Consider the following 17,128-nt stretch of genomic DNA (forward strand, 5'->3'; position numbering starts at 1 on the left):
GGCTCGGTTGGTGACGCGTCAAAACAGATTTGGGTGAGAAGCCGGGTTTTTCGGCTCGCGGGCATTTGTGTGCCCGTTACATTGGGGACTAAGACGACTATGCGCATTGAACGCCGGTTTACCAAAGCCAATGAAGACCGCTACGCCGGTCTCGAATTCCGCTCGGCCACGAGTGAGATTCGCAACCCGGATGGCTCGGTCGTCTTCAAGCTCGAAGATATCGCCATCCCCAAGAGCTGGAGCCAGGTTGCGGCTGACATCATTGCTCAGAAATACTTCCGCAAGGCCGGCGTCGCCAAGGCCCTCAAGAAGGTTGAAGAGAATTCCGTGCCGTCCTGGCTGTGGCGCTCCGTCCCCGACGAAGCTGCGCTCGCCAAGCTGCCGGAAGATGAGCGCTACGGTTCAGAAATGGACAGCCGCCAGGTGTTTGATCGCCTGGCTGGCACCTGGACCTATTGGGGCTGGAAAGGCGGCTATTTCGACAGTGAAGAAGATGCGCGCACCTTCTTTGACGAGCTGGCCTATATGCTGGCCAGCCAGCGCGTGGCGCCCAACAGCCCGCAATGGTTCAATACCGGTCTGCACTGGGCCTATGGCATTGATGGTCCGGGCCAGGGGCACTTCTATGTGGACCCCTTCACCCACAAGCTGGTGAGTTCCAAGAGCTCGTATGAACATCCCCAGCCCCATGCCTGCTTCATCCAGTCGGTCAATGACGATCTGGTCAATGAAAACGGCATCATGGATCTGTGGGTGCGTGAAGCGCGCCTGTTCAAATATGGTTCGGGCACCGGCACCAATTTCTCGGCCCTGCGCGGTTCGGGCGAAAAGCTCTCGGGCGGCGGCAAGTCCAGCGGTCTGATGAGCTTCCTCAAGATTGGTGACCGGGCGGCCGGCGCCATCAAGTCGGGCGGCACCACCCGTCGCGCCGCCAAGATGGTGGTGCTGGATATCGATCACCCCGATGTCGAGGAATACATCAACTGGAAGGTCAAGGAAGAGCAGAAGGTTGCCGCTTTGGTGACCGGCTCCAAGGTCGTCTCCAAGCACCTCAAGGCCATCATGAAGGCTGCCGTCAACTGCGAAGGCAGCGGCGATGACTGCTTTGATGTGGCGATGAACCCCGCGCTCAAGCGCGAAGTGCGCGCTGCCAAGAAGGCCCTGGTCCCCGAGAACTACATCTTCCGGGTCATCCAGTTCGCCAAGCAGGGCTATACCGATATCGAATTCCCGGTCTACGACACCGATTGGGACAGCGAAGCCTACCTGACCGTTTCGGGCCAGAACTCGAACAATTCGGTGCGGGTGAGCGACGAGTTCCTGCGCGCCGTTGAAGGCGATAGCGACTGGGACCTCAAGGCACGCCAGTCCGGCGTTGTCACCAAGACCCTTAAAGCCCGCGATCTGTGGGAGCAGGTGGGCTATGCCGCCTGGGCCTCGGCCGATCCCGGCATTCAGTACCACACCACCATCAATGAGTGGCACACCAGCCCCGAGGCCGGTCCGATCAATGCATCGAACCCCTGCTCGGAATACATGTTCCTTGATGACACCGCCTGCAATCTGGCATCGGTGAACCTGCTGCCCTATCGCAACCAGGATGGCTCGTTCAACACCGCTGCCTATGAGCACACCGTGCGTCTGTGGACCGTGGTGCTGGAAATCTCGGTGATGATGGCGCAGTTCCCATCCAAGGCGATTGCTGAACGGTCGTTCGAATACCGCACGCTGGGTATCGGTTACGCCAATATTGGCGGCTTCCTGATGACCTCGGGTATTCCCTATGACTCCAAGGAAGGCCGCGCCATTGCCGGTGCTGTCACCGCCATCATGACCGGCGTGAGCTATGCGACCTCGGCCGAAATGGCCAAGGAGCTGGGCCCGTTCAAGGATTACAAGCGCAATTCCAAGCACATGCTGCGCGTCATCCGCAATCACCGCAATGCTGCCCACGGCAATGCCGAAGGCTATGAAAAGCTCTCGATCACCCCCGTGCCGCTCGATCATGCTTCGCTGATCGACAGCGAATTGAGCGAACGCGCCAAGATCGCCTGGGACAACGCGCTCAAGCTGGGCGAAAAGCACGGCTACCGTAACGCCCAGGTTTCGGTTATCGCCCCGACCGGCACGATCGGTCTGGTGATGGATTGCGACACCACCGGCATCGAGCCAGACTTTGCGCTGGTCAAGTTCAAGAAGCTCGCCGGTGGCGGTTACTTCAAGATCATCAACCGCGCCGTGCCACCTGCCCTGCGCACGCTGGGCTATTCGGAAGCCGATATTGCCGAGATGGAGGCCTATGCGGTCGGCCATGGCAATCTCAACCAGGCACCGGGCGTCAATCCATCCACGCTCAAGGCCAAGGGCTTTACCGATGAGAAGATCGCCGCGCTGAACGCTGCGACCGCATCGGCCTTCGACATCAAGTTCATCTTCAACCAGTGGACACTGGGTGCGGACTTCCTCAAGACGCTGGGCGTCACCGATGAGCAACTGGGCGATTTCTCGTTCGACCTGCTCAGCTTCCTGGGCTTTTCCAAGAAGGATATCGAGGCGGCCAATATCCACGTCTGTGGCGCGATGACCCTGGAAGGTGCCCCGCACCTCAAGGCCGAGCATCTGCCCGTGTTCGATTGCGCTGCGCCTTGCGGCAAGATCGGCAAGCGCTCGCTGTCGATTGAATCGCACATCCTGATGATGGCGGCTGCACAGCCTTTCATCTCGGGCGCGATTTCCAAGACCATCAACATGCCAAACGACGCGACCGTCGAAGACGCCAAGCAGGCCTATATGCTGTCCTGGCGCCTGGCCTTGAAGGCCAATGCGCTCTATCGCGACGGCTCCAAGCTCAGCCAGCCGCTCAATTCATCCGTGCTGGCTGCGGCCGACGAGGATGAAGACGAGGATGCAGCCGAGGAAATGGCGGCGATGTCATCTGCCGCCCGCGTGCCGCAGGTTGCCGAAAAGATCGTCGAGCGCATCGTTGAAACGGTCATTCGTGACCGCGAAAAAATGCCCGATCGCCGCAAGGGTTACACCCAGAAGGCCGTCGTTGGTGGCCATAAGGTCTATCTGCGCACCGGCGAATATGATGATGGCCGTCTGGGCGAGATCTTCATCGACATGCACAAGGAAGGCGCAGCCTTCCGCGCGATGATGAACAATTTCGCCATCGCCATCTCGCTGGGCCTGCAATATGGCGTGCCGCTGGACGAGTATGTGGAGGCCTTCACCTTCACCCGCTTCGAGCCTGCCGGCATGGTCATGGGCAATGACCGGATCAAGAACGCCACCTCGATCCTGGATTACGTGTTCCGCGAACTGGCCGTGTCCTATCTCGATCGTGACGATCTGGCCCACGTCAATCCCGAAAGCCCGACCTCGCTGGGCAAGGGAGCCGACGAAGACAAGGCAACCGGTCGCCCCGCTGCCAACACCCCGGCCCCCATGCCTGCCGACAAGTTCGTGTCGCGTGGCATGACCCGTGGTCGCGTCAGCAATAAGAGCCTGATGATCGTTTCGGGCGACCATCACCTGAACCCGGTTCAGGCGATGCAGACCTCGACGGTGACCGCGCTCAAGGCGGCAACGGCGCTCAAGCCTGACAGCCAGGTGGCCCCCGCGGCCTTCCCGGCCGCCGAACTGAGCCCCCTGCCCAGCCCGCCGCCGAGCAAGGATACCGGCCTGCTGCGCGCCGAAGCCCAGATGAAGGGCTATACCGGCGACCAGTGTACCGAGTGCCACAACTTCACCATGGTGCGGAACGGCACCTGCCTGAAGTGCGACACCTGCGGGACGACGACTGGGTGTAGCTAAGTAGCTAAAAGATAGAAATAGTGTCGCTGCATATGAAGTTTGACCAGATTCCTGGCATCAGACGCAGAGAGGTGAGGCAAAGTGTGCCTCATCTCCTCAGGTCGGCCGACTAGGAAGTCGCCACTGACCAGATTGGTACTTGCTCGAAGTGCGATACTTGGGGGACGACGACTGGCCGAAATTGCCGTTCGAGGTACTGTTTGTGTGACGATCCCGATAGAATTTCCATTAGCGGGGCCGTCGTTTCCATCGCCGAACCGATAGTTTGTCCATTCAAGCAAAAAGGCCCGGAAATCCGGGCCTTTACTTTTGCGCCTCCCCAGCACCTGCACTCGAGTACTCCGGAGGGGCTGGAGACACGATTGCTTGTCGAAAACATTGATCTTGAGTGGCCTATCCTGCGGGGGCACCACCGTCGCACGGGCTAATGGTGGCGCTTGTTTCCAACGACCGTTCTGGGGCCGATAGCGGACCGGCGGCTTTTAGGACCTGAACGACGAAAGCTGCCGTTAGAGCGCTGCGCCAAAATGCCTTAAGTGATTGCGCCCATTGCTCAACCTAGGGAGCTGTAGCTAACAAGCTGGCTGCCGTTTCATAGACGGAGGCTGAACGGCTACAAAAGGCCGGAACAAATGTTGGGACCGGACACCTCCCCAAGGTCAGAAAAACTGACAACATTACGCCTCGTACCCACGGCTTTGTATCGGCGCGACGACGACAGCCCGGGTACCCGGAGAATTGTCTTCGAACTCGATACTGCCCTTCAAATTGCTCACCAGTGCACTCAGCATTCTGGTGCCAAAGCCGGTTCCATTGACCGGGCCGGAGATGCCTTTGCCGGAATCAGAAATGGTCACCCGCAGGTTTGATCTGATCTGTTCGATCTTGATCGTCGCCGACCCGGGGCGCCCGTCATAGGCGTATTTGGCAAGGTTGGTGAAAAGCTCATTGACCACCAGCCCGACGGTGACGGCGTCGTCGGTCTTGATCAATACGGGGGCCAGATCAAGGTGGAGATGGTCCCCCCATTCGCTGTTCATGGTGGCCAAGAGCTCGGCAACCAGTTCCCCGATATATCGGGACAGATCGATGATTTCGACGCTATCGTCCTGATAGAGCCGCCGGTGGGCGAGTGAAACGGCCATCAGTCGATGCTCAGCCTGTTCAAGGCTGGATTTGACCTCCTGGGAAGCGCCGCGCCCCTGCATGCGAAGAAAGGTGGCCACCAGCGACAGGCTGTTCTGAACCCGGTGATTAACCTCTCTCAACAGCACGTCCTTCTGCTGCATCAGGCTGACATTGTCATTGAGCGAGCGGCTCAGTTCGCTATTGAGCAGGCGGATCCGGCTATTGTTGCGGGCCTCGTGCAGCGAACGCACAACGCGCCCTGCAGATTCGATCTGTGCCAGGTTCCAGTCTTCCGACTTGCCGCTGACCTGTTCGGACCATTCGTCAAAGGATGCGCGGGGCGTGAGTACCGTGTTGGGGTCCTTCGCGCCCTCCTTGTGCGGATTGCCTGCCCACTTGATGGTCTGCAGGACTTCGGCGCGGAACCACATCAGCACAGTTGGCACATCGGTGGCCATTTTGACCGCAATCAATCCACTGGCCTTGTCCTTAAAGGCCATGGCCGGAGGAAATTTTGCAGATAGCTGACGGGTCACCACAGGCTGGCTCGAACTGATCGCGCGGACATAGTCGCTGATGGCGTGGATATCGTCGGTCGGGGGGCAGCTGCCAAACTGCACCAGCTTGTCGCCCTGCAGCACCGCAAAGCCATGGGCATTGAGCAGTTCAGCCAGATCCCGTCCGGTTCGGGCAAAGAACTGGCTCAGGTTGCGGTCCTCGCCGACCAGTCGGAGGATTCTGTCCTCCTGCGCGCGCAATGCGATGCGCTCGCGATAGAGCTCGCTATCTTCGCGCGCCTTGATCACCCGCGCCAGATTGGAGGCCATGTTTTGGCAGGCCAGGCGGATGTTGAGCGGCAGCGGCCGCGGCTGGTGGTGATGGCAGGCCACCAGCCCCCACAATATGCCATCCTTGACGATAGACATTGAGGCTGACGCCGCCACGCCCATATTCTTGAGATACTGGATATGAACCGGAGAGACGCTCCGAATTGTCGAGTCACTCATATCGATCGTTTGCAGATCAGAACTGGCGCTGACGACTGGCGAGGGCTGATAATGCACATCAGCAATGACCCGGACCTTGTTGCGGACGTAGAGGTCACGCGCCTGTTTGGGAATGTCAGTGGCGGGGAAGTGGTGGCGCATGAAGCTGGGCGAATTGTCAGCGATGCTCTCGCCCACGACAACTCCGGCCTCATCGTCGACGAACCGATAGACCATCACCCTTCCATAGCCAGTCAGGCGCTGAAACACGCGCGACGCTTCATTGGCCAAATCAAGTAGCGAGGTCGCCCGGTCCAGTTGGGCTTCAAGCGCATCAAGCTCAGCGAGAAACGCGCCGTCCGGTGTGTGACCATCGGCTTTGCCGGTCAGCTCGACAATAATGTGCGCCCCACTGGCATAGGCCACCGCATCCCATGATGAGTTGGCGAACACGAGCTCGCCAAGAACCTGAATGCCCGTTCCGGGCAATGAATCCTGCACCACCTGACAGTCGATCCCGACCAGCTCTTCAAGCGTGCGGCCCAGAATTTCTGAAGGGTCGGCCAGCTCACCGGCGCAGCCTACGACCTGACCTGAGCGCGGATCGGAAATAAGCATGATGCCGTGAGGCTGAATTGAACCCGGGATGTGGATGGGCTCCAGATCACAGCTGGTCAGGTCCATTTGGTTCGTCTCGTCCAACACTAACTCCGATAGATTTCCAGTGCTCTTTCAAAGAGCACTTGCGCGCTCGCCAAGGCAGCCGACCGGTCGAAGGCTGGTTCGGTGTCGGCTGCCTCCAAAATCGCTAGGAATGCGGGCCAACGGTGCATGTCTTCAACCTGGATGGCAAGGTGCCGTGCACCGAATTCGGCGCTGAGGCCAAGGGTTTGCGCGCGCCGGAAGAGCAATCGCGCTCCCACTCCGGACCCTTCGAGAACATAAAGCGCGCCCAATTTGGTGGACCAGTCGGGCAGTGTAATCGGGGCAAGAGGCTGAGGAGCCGATGCAATCTTCAAATCATCCATATCCGCTTGCATCGCCGCTACGAGAGGCAATACCGGCCAGGCGGCAACCGCGTCGCACTCAGGCTCGACAAGGCTGCGAAACAGATAGTTGTTCAGGACGAAGGATCGATAGCTTTCGACATCGTGGAATGGGCCGATTGCCGCGTCGAGGCGGGCATGGATTTCCGCGGTGTGCTCGCGCAGGGCAGCTCTCAAACTGTTGGTACTCATGCCGCTTTCCGAAACAGTCTGACACAATTCCAGACAATCGATGTCAGATCCATCCAACCACGCCAAGGGTGTAATGAGAGCCGTGGGCATTTGGTCTCTAGTGCACGGTTGGACGTGATTGCGAACTGTGGTCGGAGTAGCGGCGAAAACCCGCGAAGTGCTTTGGGATCGCCCCTTTGGCTCGGCCCGCAAGAATGGCCCCTTCGGCATTCCGTCCATGTTGCCGATCGATATCGGCACGCCGAACAATGGCGGAGGTGTCATCACGGCGTCGAGCTTGTTCCTAATTGGGGCAGCAACCGACGACATCTTCCGCGCGATCGACATCTAGACCGGCGAAGAGGTCTGGCAGGTCGCTCTGCCGGCCGGGGGGCAGGCAACGCCGATGACCTATGAGGCCCAGGGTCGCCAGATCGTGGTGATCAATGCCGGTGGTCACGACTTTATGGAGACCCCGATCGGGGATTACTTCATCGCGTACGCGCTGCCCGAAGATCTCGCCAGATAGCACCATTCGGAACGGTAAGGCCGGCTTCCGGCCTTGCTGGCCTGCATCCGTGCATCACCACCCCCGGACCATGTCTGGGGTGGTGTCGGTTTGACACCATTCTCTTGGCAATTCTTGGTGGTGGTGGAAGGCCGTCATCCTGAGATGAGCATAGCGCGACTCCTGGATCAAAGACCGGTGGCTGCATCGAAACCGGTGTCCCGTGGGTGGGCTTGCCTTCAACTGGCTCGATTGGTGCTGTCAGCGCGTTGCCGGTGTCCAGCGGTCATGCCCGCAACGCAGGCAGGTGCCGGGGCCTTGGCCGACCCCCACCGCAATTGTGGTCCCGCAGCGATAGCAGGACAGATGCATCTGGTGATCCACGAGGTGATCAGCCGCGATCACCTGCGGCGCCACGATTTCCCATGGCGGTACAATGGGTAGGCCCCAGGGGGGCGTGCCGTTATGCTGAAAAATGCTCATGGCACCGTTTGGCTCGACGAAGGCGCTGCTCACTTCGCCCAGTTGCTTGACCCCGGCTTGCCGCAATTTCTGGAAAATCTCGCTGGCGCCCAGTTCGGCATCGCCCGTGACTTCGCTCAGTACGCCCTGGTCAACAATTTGGCGCGGCTCGCCATCCACCAGCCGTTCCACGCGCTTATGTCGCGCGATCAGCAGGTCCAGGCCGCGGTTGGCCAGCACGACAATGGTGATCACCGCCATGGCATGGAGTAGCGGCACATCGGGCTGGAACATCGGATCGCCAACGGCCGAGCCCAGCGCGATCACCAGCAGGAATTCGACGGTCGACAACTGCCCGATGGTCCTGCTACCCAGCCAGCGCAAAAGCAGCAGGCCATAGCCATAGACAATCAAGGTACGGAACAGGATTTCGAGGTAAATCCAGGCTCCCTGGTCGCCCACGAAAATCCGGATCAGATCAATCCCTTGTGCTGGTTGTTCCATTATCCGCGACTCTGGTTGTCAAAAACAACGGGTGGACCGCCCCCCGAATGATGGTCTGTGCCGCGAGTGAGATAAGGGCTGACGCAAATTATTCGGGTAGGGCTGGTTGCCTAACAAAGCCCTATGACGTCCCAGCAAATGCACAGTCGGATCTAGCGAACAGCTCCCGGAAGCGACGCTGGTAGACAATTGTGGTCTCCCCATTCACACCAAGTCTCTATGCATTGGGGCCTCACGCCAAATAACGCTTTTGCAGCCCTCCGGTTTCCGTTCGCGTGTTCAAGGGCCCCAATAGGGCTTTCACAAAACTGGGGCTAAAGCGTAATTGGAGCTGGGGCATTGCAATTTCGATCGATGATGAAACATCCTGGTTTCCTTCTGAAATCTGAAAAAAAAAGCAGCGGCCCGAGATGGGCGCGGAGCGCGCCAAGTGCGGACCGCTACGGTGGCTCTGCGTCAAGTTTTTTTTAACGAATAGCAGTTCCGGTAGAGGTGGAAATGTGATCGACCCGATCAACTAGCATGGGTCAAAATCCAAAAGCGCCACCCAACTCGGCATCAGTTCCCAGCGGCGCCGCGGCCAGGTCGGAATGAAATACCTTGTCGCCGGTGCGCCCCGGATCGATATCGGCCCGCAGCTGTTCACCGGTTATTTCCATGTTCATACGACCCTCCTAGACCACTCCCTTGCCGCCGGTTGCGCCGAATACCTCACCTGTGATGTAGCTGCCTTCTTGGGAAGCGAGCAGCACGTAGATCGCAGACAGTTCAACTGGTTGCCCGGGCCGACCAAAGGCGCTGCCCTCGCCGAAGTTCCCGACCTTCTCTGGGAATTGTCCGCCGCTTGGCTGCAACACAGTCCAGAACGGTCCGGGTGCCACTGCATTAGCGCGGATGCCTCTTTCCATAACCTGGGCGGAAAGCGCCTTCGTATAGGCAACAATACCGGCCTTCGATGTTGCATAATCAAGTAGGTGCGCAGACGGTTCGAACGCCTGAATAGAGGCGGTATTGATGATAGCTGCGCCAGGCGGCAAATGCGGAAGAGCGGCCTGAGTAAGCCAATGCATGGCATAAAGGTTGGTTTTCATGGTCAGATCGAAATCTTCGCTGCTGACTTCAGCAACGGAATTGCGGGCTTGCTGCCGGGCAGCGTTAATGACCAGAATATCAAGCCCGCCCAGTTCTTCCACGGTTCGGGCTACAATGTCTTTGCAGGTCTGCTCCTGAGAAATATCACCCGGCAGCGCTACGGCTTTTGTGCCCGCTTTTTCGATATAACCAATGACGTCACTGGCATCCTCAATCTCGGCGGGCAGGAAGTTGATCGCCACATCGGCACCTTCGCGTGCATATGCGATGGCCGCAGCGCGGCCAATGCCTGAGTCACCGCCAGTGATGAGCGCCTTGCGGCCCAGCAAGCGCCCGAACCCGGCATAACTTTCTTCGCCGTGATCGGGCCTCGGCTTCATCTGGCTGACCAAGCCTGGCGGCGATTGCTGCTGACGGGGAAATGGGGGAGCGGGATACTGGTGCCTTGGATCCTGCATGGTGAAACGGTCTGTCATGATGGGCCTCTTTTCTCAGTGAAAAGGCCAATGCCTGAACCGGCGTCACGTTCCCAATCAGTTCGGTCGTCCTGCATGCCGATCCGAAGATGCAACCGTTAAAGATGGACATGCCCAGCCCGGCTACGTAGTCGAGCTGCGGGCAAGATTGTCGAAATCGACGCCCTCCCGTTTCTGTACCCGGTATGTGGAGGTGGGGGCTGACTGCATCATGTCAGTTTGCTCCAGGCGGCAAGGGCGTAGGGATCGCGCTGTAGATCGAAGAGCGCAAAGTCAGGCTCGCGCGCCCTTGGCGCATGCTGGCCTATTTCTCCAAAATTGAGATCGATGATCAACTCGCCCGCCTCAAACTCCCAGTGTGCAGTCAAGGCCTTTTCGCCGACGACATGAGCCGTACTGTGCTGGCGTAAGGTGGCAGTCAGGGGAAAAATACAAGCCTTACGAAATGCGAGGACCTGCTGAGTGAGCCGCAGCCAGGCGTCAGCAGCAGGAGATGAGGACCAATCCAGCCGGGAGCGTTGGAAGGTCGCTGGATCTATCGGGTCGGGCACCGCCTCCCCAAGCGCGGCGATACCTGCAAATTCTTCGACGCGGCCATTGCGCAGGGCGTCAGCGAAGTCGCCTTCGTAGTCAGCGAAGAACTGGAATGGGGACAACGACCCGCGTTCCTCTCCCATGAATATCATGGGCGTATAGGGAGCCGTGAGCAACAAGGCATACGCCGTCTTTACGGCGTTTTCGTCGGCCAGCGTTAGGAGCCGTTCGCCCTTGGCGCGGTTGCCGACCTGATCATGGGTCTGGATGGCATTGATGAAGCTGGTGACCGGCAAGTAGGCGCAGTCCGAACCGCGTGGCGTGTCGCGCCCCTCTCGCGGCTGGCCTTCCTCGATATGGCCACGCTCCAGCGCACGGGCCAGATCTCCAATCGGGTCTTGTGCAAAGGAGACGTAGTAATCCTGGCTCTCGCCTGTCAGGCTTGTATGCACCGCATGATGAAAATCATCATTCCAGCTGGCCGCATACAGCCCTGATCCGCGCAGCGTGGGCTCGTTGCGTTCATCCTCCACAATGAGATGAAGAGGCCTGCCCAGGTCCTGTTTCCGAACAGCTTCGCCCACTTCCATCAAGAACTTGGCTGCCCCTTCACCCCGGATCTGATGGACGGCATCGAGCCGCAGCCCATCGAGCCGGTACTCCTCCAACCACATAAGTGCGCAGTCGATCCAGAACTGACGCACCGCTTTTCGCGAAAAGTCGATGGCGGCACCCCACGGGGTGTGCCGGTCGGGGTCGAAGAATTCCGGTGTGATCGTGTGGAGATAGGCGCCATCTGGACCGAAGTGGTTCATGACCAAGTCGAGAACGACGCATATCCCATTGTGCTGAGCAGTGTTGACGAGATGTCTCAGATCGTTGGGCGAGCCATAGATTGGATGTGGCGCAAAGGGCAGTACTCCGTCGTAACCCCAGCCTCGCGACCCGGAAAACTGGCTGACCGGCATGATCTCGATTGCGGTGAAACCGAGTTTTGCCAACTCGCCCATCTTGTCGGCCGCGGCGCGGAATGTTCCGGCCGGGGTGAATGTGCCTATGTGCAGTTCATATAGGACATATTCGTTGAAGGGACGCGCTTTCCATGAAGGTGCCCATTCGAAATCCGCGCCCGAAACCAGGCGTGAAGGCCCATGGACGTCTGAGACTTGCAGGCGGCTGGCCGGATCCGGATAGCGGATTTCATCAACGATGAAGCTGTAGTGTTCACCTTCTTCAGCAGAGAATGCGGTTTCCCAGAATCCGTCGTCGCCGCGATCCATGCGCATTGGCCGCCCTTTGCCGACCGCAATGGACACAGCGTTCGCAGAAGGCGACCATAACCTAGCCCGCCACTGCGCGCCTATTTGCTTTACACTCCAATGCGACATTAGAATTGGCCTCCTGGCAAAGCCAGAGGGGGCCTTTGAAGCATTACATCTGCTTCCCTTACCCTAAGGCGCCGCTCGAGAGCTCCAAACCAGTACTGTTGTTCCTGACCATTGGGTTTCCCGTCCTCCTCCCATAGAAAGTATGCTGTGTGCAGCACCTTTTGTTGGAAAAGAGGGTCAACCCAGGGACCTTTGCCTGCTTTCTGCATCAGTGCTCTCCGAATGCATGCCTGTAATGCGGAACAGTGCGTTTCGCTCCATCGCAGGTCAGAATTCGGGTTAACTTGTCCGGTTCTCGCATGGAGTCGCCAAAACCTATCTGCCAGGTAACGGGCCATCATGAGATACCGAAGGGTTCCAATCTCATGTCTGCTTTTGGCAGCGCTTGGTCAAAAGCTCATTCTCCGCTCCAGGCCCCCATTCAGCCGTTTATCGGAGTTCGGGCAATAGCAAGAATGGGGCCGATTGCGGACTGTCCGCCTTTGGGGGCTGCATTACGGGAAGCAGCTATAGAGCACGCGGCCGGTCCAACGGCTTATTGGGGCCGGAAGCCGTCCATCCCGCCCACCTCTTCGCTTACCGGAGATGGGCCATGACAGCTAACGAGGCCAGTTTTTCTGGCCCAGCACTGCATCCTTGAGCTCGCTCCAGGCACGTGTCTGCAATGACCTTCCGACAACGTGAGCTGGGAGGCAGGTCATTTCGCTGAGCGGAGGGCAATGACGAGCAGGGCAACTCCGGCGAGCGAGCCGAAAACCATGACGCCAATGCCCGAGAAGATCCAGAAAACGTCCATCTCTTGGCTCCTTGTTTGTGGGGCGAGAACGCCCGGGGCAAGACCGGGTATCCGTCCGCTGCTGCGCGGCTAAGACTGCACCTGGGCGACGGCCGCGCGGGCGTGCACCGAAATGAACCTCCGGTGCACCCGCCCGCCCATGATCGTTAGCCACAGGCACGTGGCGATCTCCGCGAGCGCTGCAGGTATCACGGCTAACGGCGAGACCATCGGCTCGAGCTCAGGGGCGAGGAAGACCACGAACAGGTCGGTCCAGTAGCCGGCGAGCGCCAGCATCATCACGATACCGAGCAGCTTCGGCACGAAGCCTGAGCGGTAGAACAGTAGACCGATGGTGAAGCACCATGCGCCAAAGAAGATGCCGTTCGCGGTGTAGCCGTAGGCATGCAGGTTGAGCAGGAACTGGATGAGGTCCTGCACCTGCTCCGGCGGGAAGGACGGCAGCGCACCGTTGACGAGGAGCAGCACGCCGAAGTGATAGACGACGTTGGCGCCCATCCACGGCAGTCGCAACAGGTTTAGAAAGAGTGCGAGCAGCGCGAGGTTCTTGTCGACCTGCTTCAGGAGCACCCAGAAGGCGAGACCGAGGAAGGCGTCGAGCAGCAGCACGAAAAGATCGGCGATACCTGCCAGCGCGTAGGTGGTCTGGTCGGCCGTAATTGCCGACATCGTGGCCGCCGCGTCGCCCTGTACGACCATGCCGGTCCTCACGGAGAATTCGGCGAAGCCGGCGAGGATAGCCACGCCAAGATAGGCGAGACCGGCCGCACGGGCCCAATTAAAGCGCGTCGTTTCATTGGCAGTGTTGGTCATGGAACTCTCCGATTTGGCAAGGCGGTGACGGTCGCCGGCCGCAACCAGCGGCCGGTGGGATGACGGTGGGCAAAGGCGCGAGCGCCTTCGCGTGAGATTGGAACGGAGGCGCTAGGCGGCAGCGCGTACCGGGAGGGGCATGGCGACGTTGACCACGACCGCGCCCACCTTGTGCCGCTCGGAAACCCGCCGATACGCGTCGGCAATGCCAGTCAGCGGCTCGATGCTGTCGATCACCGAGCGGACGACGCCGCTCTCGACGAGGTCAGCGAGGACAGCCAGGTCCGCGGCGCTGTCGCCGTTGACGCCGATTACGATCCTGCGGCCCTGCGGGTCGGTACGCATCGAGCGAAGGATGTCCGGAACACCAAACTCAAGCGGCACGAAAAGTCCACCAGGTGACAGGACGCGCGCGGCCTCGCGGAAGCTCGATACCCCCGCGGTATCAAAGATGACGTCGTAGGTTTCTTTGCCGCGTGTGAAGTCGACTCGCTTGTAATCGATGATGTGGTCAGCCCCCAGCGACCTGACCAACTCCACATTGTCGGTGCTAGTGAGCGCAGTAACCTCCGCACCGAGGTGCTTGGCAATTTGTACGCCGAACACGCCAACCCCGCCCGATGCGCCTGTGACCAGCACCTTTTGGCCGGACTGAACCTTGGCGAAATCGCGCAGGAAGACCAGGGCCGAGAGGCCACCGAAGGGCAGCGCCGCCGCTTCGCCATAGCCAAGGGTTTCCGGTTTCTTGACGATGGTTTTGTCCTCGGCAATGGCGATGTACTCGGCGTGTGCGCCGGCCCCAACAACGCCGAAGACCTCGTCGCCCATCTTGAAGCGTGTGACCGAAGCGCCGACCGCAACGACACGGCCCGAAAAGCTACCGCCCTGGATCGGATTGCGTGGGCGGAAAAGGCCGAAGATCATCCGCGCCGGAATCTGCAGCACGCCGCCGGCATTCATTTCGACCATGCGCCAAGCGCCGGTCGAGACCGACGTGGCGTAGACTTGGACGAGGACCTCTTCGTCATTGATTTCAGGGCGCGCTACCTCGGCGATGTGCACCACCTTCTCTGCCGGTCCGTAGTCCTTGTTCACTGCAGCTTTCATTGTAATTTCCTCGATCCACGTCGTTGCTGTTTGAATGAGGGAGTTCTAGGCGTCCCTGTTCCCATTAGAAATTGACTGAATTCTTTCTTTTGGTATGCGTATCCGTATGGATTGGCGGTCAGTAAAGTTCGACTGGAACAGGGCGCGCGCATTCCTCGTCACGGCCGAGGAAGGCTCGCTCTCTGCCGCGGCGCGGGCGCTCGGCATGACCCAGCCGACGCTCGGCCGCCAAGTCGACGCATTGGAGGAAGAGCTCGGGGTGGTGCTCTTCGAACGGGCAGGACGGGGGCTGGTCCTGACGCCATCCGGGCTGGAACTGCTCGATCAGGTCCGCAGGATGGGCGAAGCAGCGACCGGCGTGTCGCTGACCGCTTCGGGGCAGACGCAGTCGGTTGAGGGAAGCATTCGCATCACCGCCAGCGAGATCGAGGCGCTGACCCTCCTGCCGCCGATTATCGCCAAGCTTCGTTGTGAAGCTCCCGGCATCAACATCGAGGTCCTCGGTTCCAATGTCGCGGCCGACCTGCGGCGGCGCGAGGCTGACATCGCCATCCGCAGCTTCCGTCCGACCGAGCCCGAACTGATTGCGAAGAAGATTAGCGAAAGTACCGCCCGGCTCTTCGCCTCTAGTGACTACTTAGACAGGCTGGGCCGTCCGGTAACGCTGGAGAAGGTCAACGGCGCCGACTTCATCGGCTACGAACCGCCGGATACATTTGTTCACAGCCTCAATGAGATGGTCGGCCTGTCCGTGAGCCGGACCAACCTGAAGGTGATCAGCCCGAGTACGGCGATGCACTGGGAGCTGGTGAAGCTCGGGGTCGGCCTGTCCGTCATTCCTGATCGGCTGGGAGACGCGGAACATGGGGTCGAACGGGTGCTGGACGGGGTTGCCAAGCCGCTCGTCTTTCCGACCTGGCTGACGACGCACCGCGAACTCAACACCTCGCGGCGCGTGCGTTTCGTGTTTGACTTTCTTGCCGACGAGTTGGCAGTTCCGGCGGCGACTTCTACCCCCGCGAAGAAGCCTCGCCGCTGACGTCGAGCACCACGATGCCGGTCTTGGCGCCGCTTTCGACATAGCGATGCGCATCGATCGCGTCTTCGAGTGGAAAGGCCTTGTCGACAACAACCTTGAGCTTGCGGACGGCTATCTGTTGTTTGAGGAAGTCGAGGTCCTCGACCGGTTCGCCTGCGAGCTGAGACAGCACTTTCACGCGTCCGCGACGGTTCTCGACCAGCCCCCTCAGCATCTGGCGCGTGTGCGGATTGCCCAAGAAGTAGCGTCCTCCATCATTGAGTGCGGTGACACTTGGTCCAAATGGGCTGAGCCCGACAACGTCTATGATCGCGTCATAGCATTCGCCGGTTCGCCAGAAGTCGGTCGACTCGTAGTCAATGACCTTGTCGGCGCCGAGGTCGCTGAGCATCTGATGCTTGCTCACCCTGTCGACCGCGGTCACCTCAGCGCCCGCCTCCTTGGAGAGTTGCGTTGCGAACATGCCGATCGAGCCGCCAGCGCCGTTGATCAAGACCTTCTCGCCCGGCTGCGGATCGCACTTGCGGACGAAGTGCAGGCCGTTGAGACCGCCGGTCGGAATTCCCGCTGCTTCGGCATAGCTCAGCGTCGGCGGAATGGTGGTCAGGCTGCCAGCCTCCGGTATGGTCGCATACTCGGCATAAGCCCCCATACCGAACCCTGTTGGACCGAAAACCCGGTCCCCCGCCTTGAAGCGCGTGACGCCTTCGCCAAGCGCCTCGACAACACCTGCCACCTCCATGCCGAGCACCGGCTGCCGCGGCCGGGTGATGCCAATCGCCAGACGTGCCGGTACCCAAACCCAGCTGACCATCTTGAAGGCGCGGACCTCGCAGTCGCCCAGCGTTATGCCCGCAGCGTGGACCCGAACTAGCACCTGGCCCGGCTTTGGTTCTGGCTTGGGCACGTCCCGAAGCTCAAGGACATCGGGCGGGCCGTAGCGCGTACAGTAAACAGCTCTCATCACTCCCCACCATAGCGAAGGCGATCTCGATGACAACCACGACGGGGCCGGCCCATCTTGGCGCAAGACAGCGGAAAGCCTTAAATGTGTAGGGTTCCCAGCAGTTTTGATGCGGGAGAGAGGCCAACCAAACCGACCGCTTTCAGAAATTCGAAAAGCCTGCCCGAAGGGCAGAAATGGGGCGCATTTCTGCCTGGCAGTTGGCGACCCCTTTGTCGCCGTTCGAGTGACTTGCGTCGCTGCCCGAAACCTGCCGTTTATTGAGTTTCCGACCGACGACAGAGCCGGGGCCGGTAGC

12 protein-coding genes and 1 pseudogene are annotated in these 17,128 nt (G+C 59.8%); 3 read left to right on the forward strand and 10 right to left on the reverse strand.

Going from position 1 to position 17,128, the window contains the following annotated elements; all coding sequences use genetic code 11:
* The first annotated feature begins 99 nt into the window (after positions 1 to 99).
* A complete protein-coding gene (locus KD146_RS07140; RefSeq protein WP_212658017.1) occupies positions 100 to 3,816 on the forward strand; it encodes a vitamin B12-dependent ribonucleotide reductase in 3,717 nt (1,238 codons plus the stop codon).
* A gap of 677 nt (positions 3,817 to 4,493) precedes the next feature.
* Here the strand turns inward: KD146_RS07140 and KD146_RS07145 are convergent.
* Both KD146_RS07145 and KD146_RS07150 read right to left on the reverse strand, forming a co-directional pair.
* Complete coding sequence (locus KD146_RS07145; protein WP_212658018.1) at positions 4,494 to 6,614, reverse strand: histidine kinase dimerization/phosphoacceptor domain -containing protein; 2,121 nt, start codon at positions 6,612 to 6,614, stop codon at positions 4,494 to 4,496.
* Between the two features lie 20 nt (positions 6,615 to 6,634).
* Positions 6,635 to 7,168: a biliverdin-producing heme oxygenase gene (locus tag KD146_RS07150; RefSeq protein ID WP_212658019.1), complete on the reverse strand. Its 534-nt coding sequence runs from the start codon at positions 7,166 to 7,168 to the stop codon at positions 6,635 to 6,637.
* 127 nt (positions 7,169 to 7,295) lie between these two features.
* Here KD146_RS07150 and KD146_RS18565 point away from each other — a divergent pair.
* Positions 7,296 to 7,676, forward strand: a pseudogene (locus tag KD146_RS18565) (hypothetical protein).
* 240 nt (positions 7,677 to 7,916) lie between these two features.
* Here the strand turns inward: KD146_RS18565 and KD146_RS07160 are convergent.
* The 7 genes from KD146_RS07160 to KD146_RS07190 all read right to left on the reverse strand — a co-directional run bounded on the left by KD146_RS07160 (position 7,917) and on the right by KD146_RS07190 (position 14,827).
* Positions 7,917 to 8,621 (reverse strand): DUF421 domain-containing protein, encoded by a 705-nt coding sequence (locus KD146_RS07160; RefSeq protein WP_212658021.1) that lies wholly within the window; start codon positions 8,619 to 8,621, stop codon positions 7,917 to 7,919.
* 527 nt (positions 8,622 to 9,148) lie between these two features.
* On the reverse strand, positions 9,149 to 9,286 hold the full coding sequence (locus KD146_RS07165) for a hypothetical protein (protein WP_212658022.1): 138 nt from the start codon (positions 9,284 to 9,286) through the stop codon (positions 9,149 to 9,151).
* Between the two features lie 9 nt (positions 9,287 to 9,295).
* Positions 9,296 to 10,189, reverse strand: coding sequence for an SDR family oxidoreductase (locus KD146_RS07170; RefSeq protein WP_212658023.1), 894 nt, complete (start codon positions 10,187 to 10,189; stop codon positions 9,296 to 9,298).
* Between the two features lie 209 nt (positions 10,190 to 10,398).
* Entirely contained in the window at positions 10,399 to 12,111 is a 1,713-nt protein-coding gene (gene treZ / locus KD146_RS07175; RefSeq protein WP_282558795.1) for a malto-oligosyltrehalose trehalohydrolase, read from the reverse strand.
* Positions 12,111 to 12,452, reverse strand: a complete 342-nt coding sequence (locus tag KD146_RS18545) for a DUF2934 domain-containing protein (RefSeq protein WP_427857061.1) — start codon at positions 12,450 to 12,452, stop codon at positions 12,111 to 12,113. The genes treZ and KD146_RS18545 overlap by 1 nt, the downstream gene beginning before the upstream one ends.
* Before the next feature lie 524 nt (positions 12,453 to 12,976).
* A complete protein-coding gene (locus tag KD146_RS07185; protein ID WP_212658027.1) occupies positions 12,977 to 13,720 on the reverse strand; it encodes a DUF4386 domain-containing protein in 744 nt (247 codons plus the stop codon).
* A 111-nt stretch (positions 13,721 to 13,831) separates the two neighbouring features.
* A complete protein-coding gene (locus KD146_RS07190; RefSeq protein ID WP_212658028.1) occupies positions 13,832 to 14,827 on the reverse strand; it encodes an NAD(P)-dependent alcohol dehydrogenase in 996 nt (331 codons plus the stop codon).
* 94 nt (positions 14,828 to 14,921) lie between these two features.
* Here KD146_RS07190 and KD146_RS07195 point away from each other — a divergent pair, with 94 nt between their 5' ends.
* Complete coding sequence (locus tag KD146_RS07195) at positions 14,922 to 15,866, forward strand: LysR family transcriptional regulator (protein ID WP_249327604.1); 945 nt, start codon at positions 14,922 to 14,924, stop codon at positions 15,864 to 15,866.
* Here KD146_RS07195 and KD146_RS07200 read toward each other — a convergent pair.
* The gene (locus tag KD146_RS07200; RefSeq protein WP_212658029.1) at positions 15,838 to 16,830 is read right to left on the reverse strand and encodes an NAD(P)-dependent alcohol dehydrogenase; all 993 of its coding nucleotides are present in this window, start codon (positions 16,828 to 16,830) and stop codon (positions 15,838 to 15,840) included. The two genes, KD146_RS07195 and KD146_RS07200, sit on opposite strands and share 29 nt — an antisense overlap.
* Positions 16,831 to 17,128: the final 298 nt, after the last annotated feature.

The organism is Devosia litorisediminis, from assembly GCF_018334155.1.
Lineage (GTDB): Bacteria > Pseudomonadota > Alphaproteobacteria > Rhizobiales > Devosiaceae > Devosia > Devosia litorisediminis.

Bases quoted from the DNA above. Each gene is read 5' to 3' on its own strand.
- KD146_RS07140 (WP_212658017.1), top strand. From the start codon at position 100: ATGCGCATTGAACGCCGGTTTACCAAAGCCAATGAAGACCGCTACGCC.
- KD146_RS07145 (WP_212658018.1), bottom strand. From the start codon at position 6,614: ATGGACCTGACCAGCTGTGATCTGGAGCCCATCCACATCCCGGGTTCA.
- KD146_RS07150 (WP_212658019.1), bottom strand. From the start codon at position 7,168: ATGAGTACCAACAGTTTGAGAGCTGCCCTGCGCGAGCACACCGCGGAA.
- KD146_RS07160 (WP_212658021.1), bottom strand. From the start codon at position 8,621: ATGGAACAACCAGCACAAGGGATTGATCTGATCCGGATTTTCGTGGGC.
- KD146_RS07165 (WP_212658022.1), bottom strand. From the start codon at position 9,286: ATGAACATGGAAATAACCGGTGAACAGCTGCGGGCCGATATCGATCCG.
- KD146_RS07170 (WP_212658023.1), bottom strand. From the start codon at position 10,189: ATGACAGACCGTTTCACCATGCAGGATCCAAGGCACCAGTATCCCGCT.
- treZ (WP_282558795.1), bottom strand. From the start codon at position 12,111: ATGTCGCATTGGAGTGTAAAGCAAATAGGCGCGCAGTGGCGGGCTAGG.
- KD146_RS18545 (WP_427857061.1), bottom strand. From the start codon at position 12,452: ATGATGGCCCGTTACCTGGCAGATAGGTTTTGGCGACTCCATGCGAGA.
- KD146_RS07185 (WP_212658027.1), bottom strand. From the start codon at position 13,720: ATGACCAACACTGCCAATGAAACGACGCGCTTTAATTGGGCCCGTGCG.
- KD146_RS07190 (WP_212658028.1), bottom strand. From the start codon at position 14,827: ATGAAAGCTGCAGTGAACAAGGACTACGGACCGGCAGAGAAGGTGGTG.
- KD146_RS07195 (WP_249327604.1), top strand. From the start codon at position 14,922: ATGCGTATCCGTATGGATTGGCGGTCAGTAAAGTTCGACTGGAACAGG.
- KD146_RS07200 (WP_212658029.1), bottom strand. From the start codon at position 16,830: ATGAGAGCTGTTTACTGTACGCGCTACGGCCCGCCCGATGTCCTTGAG.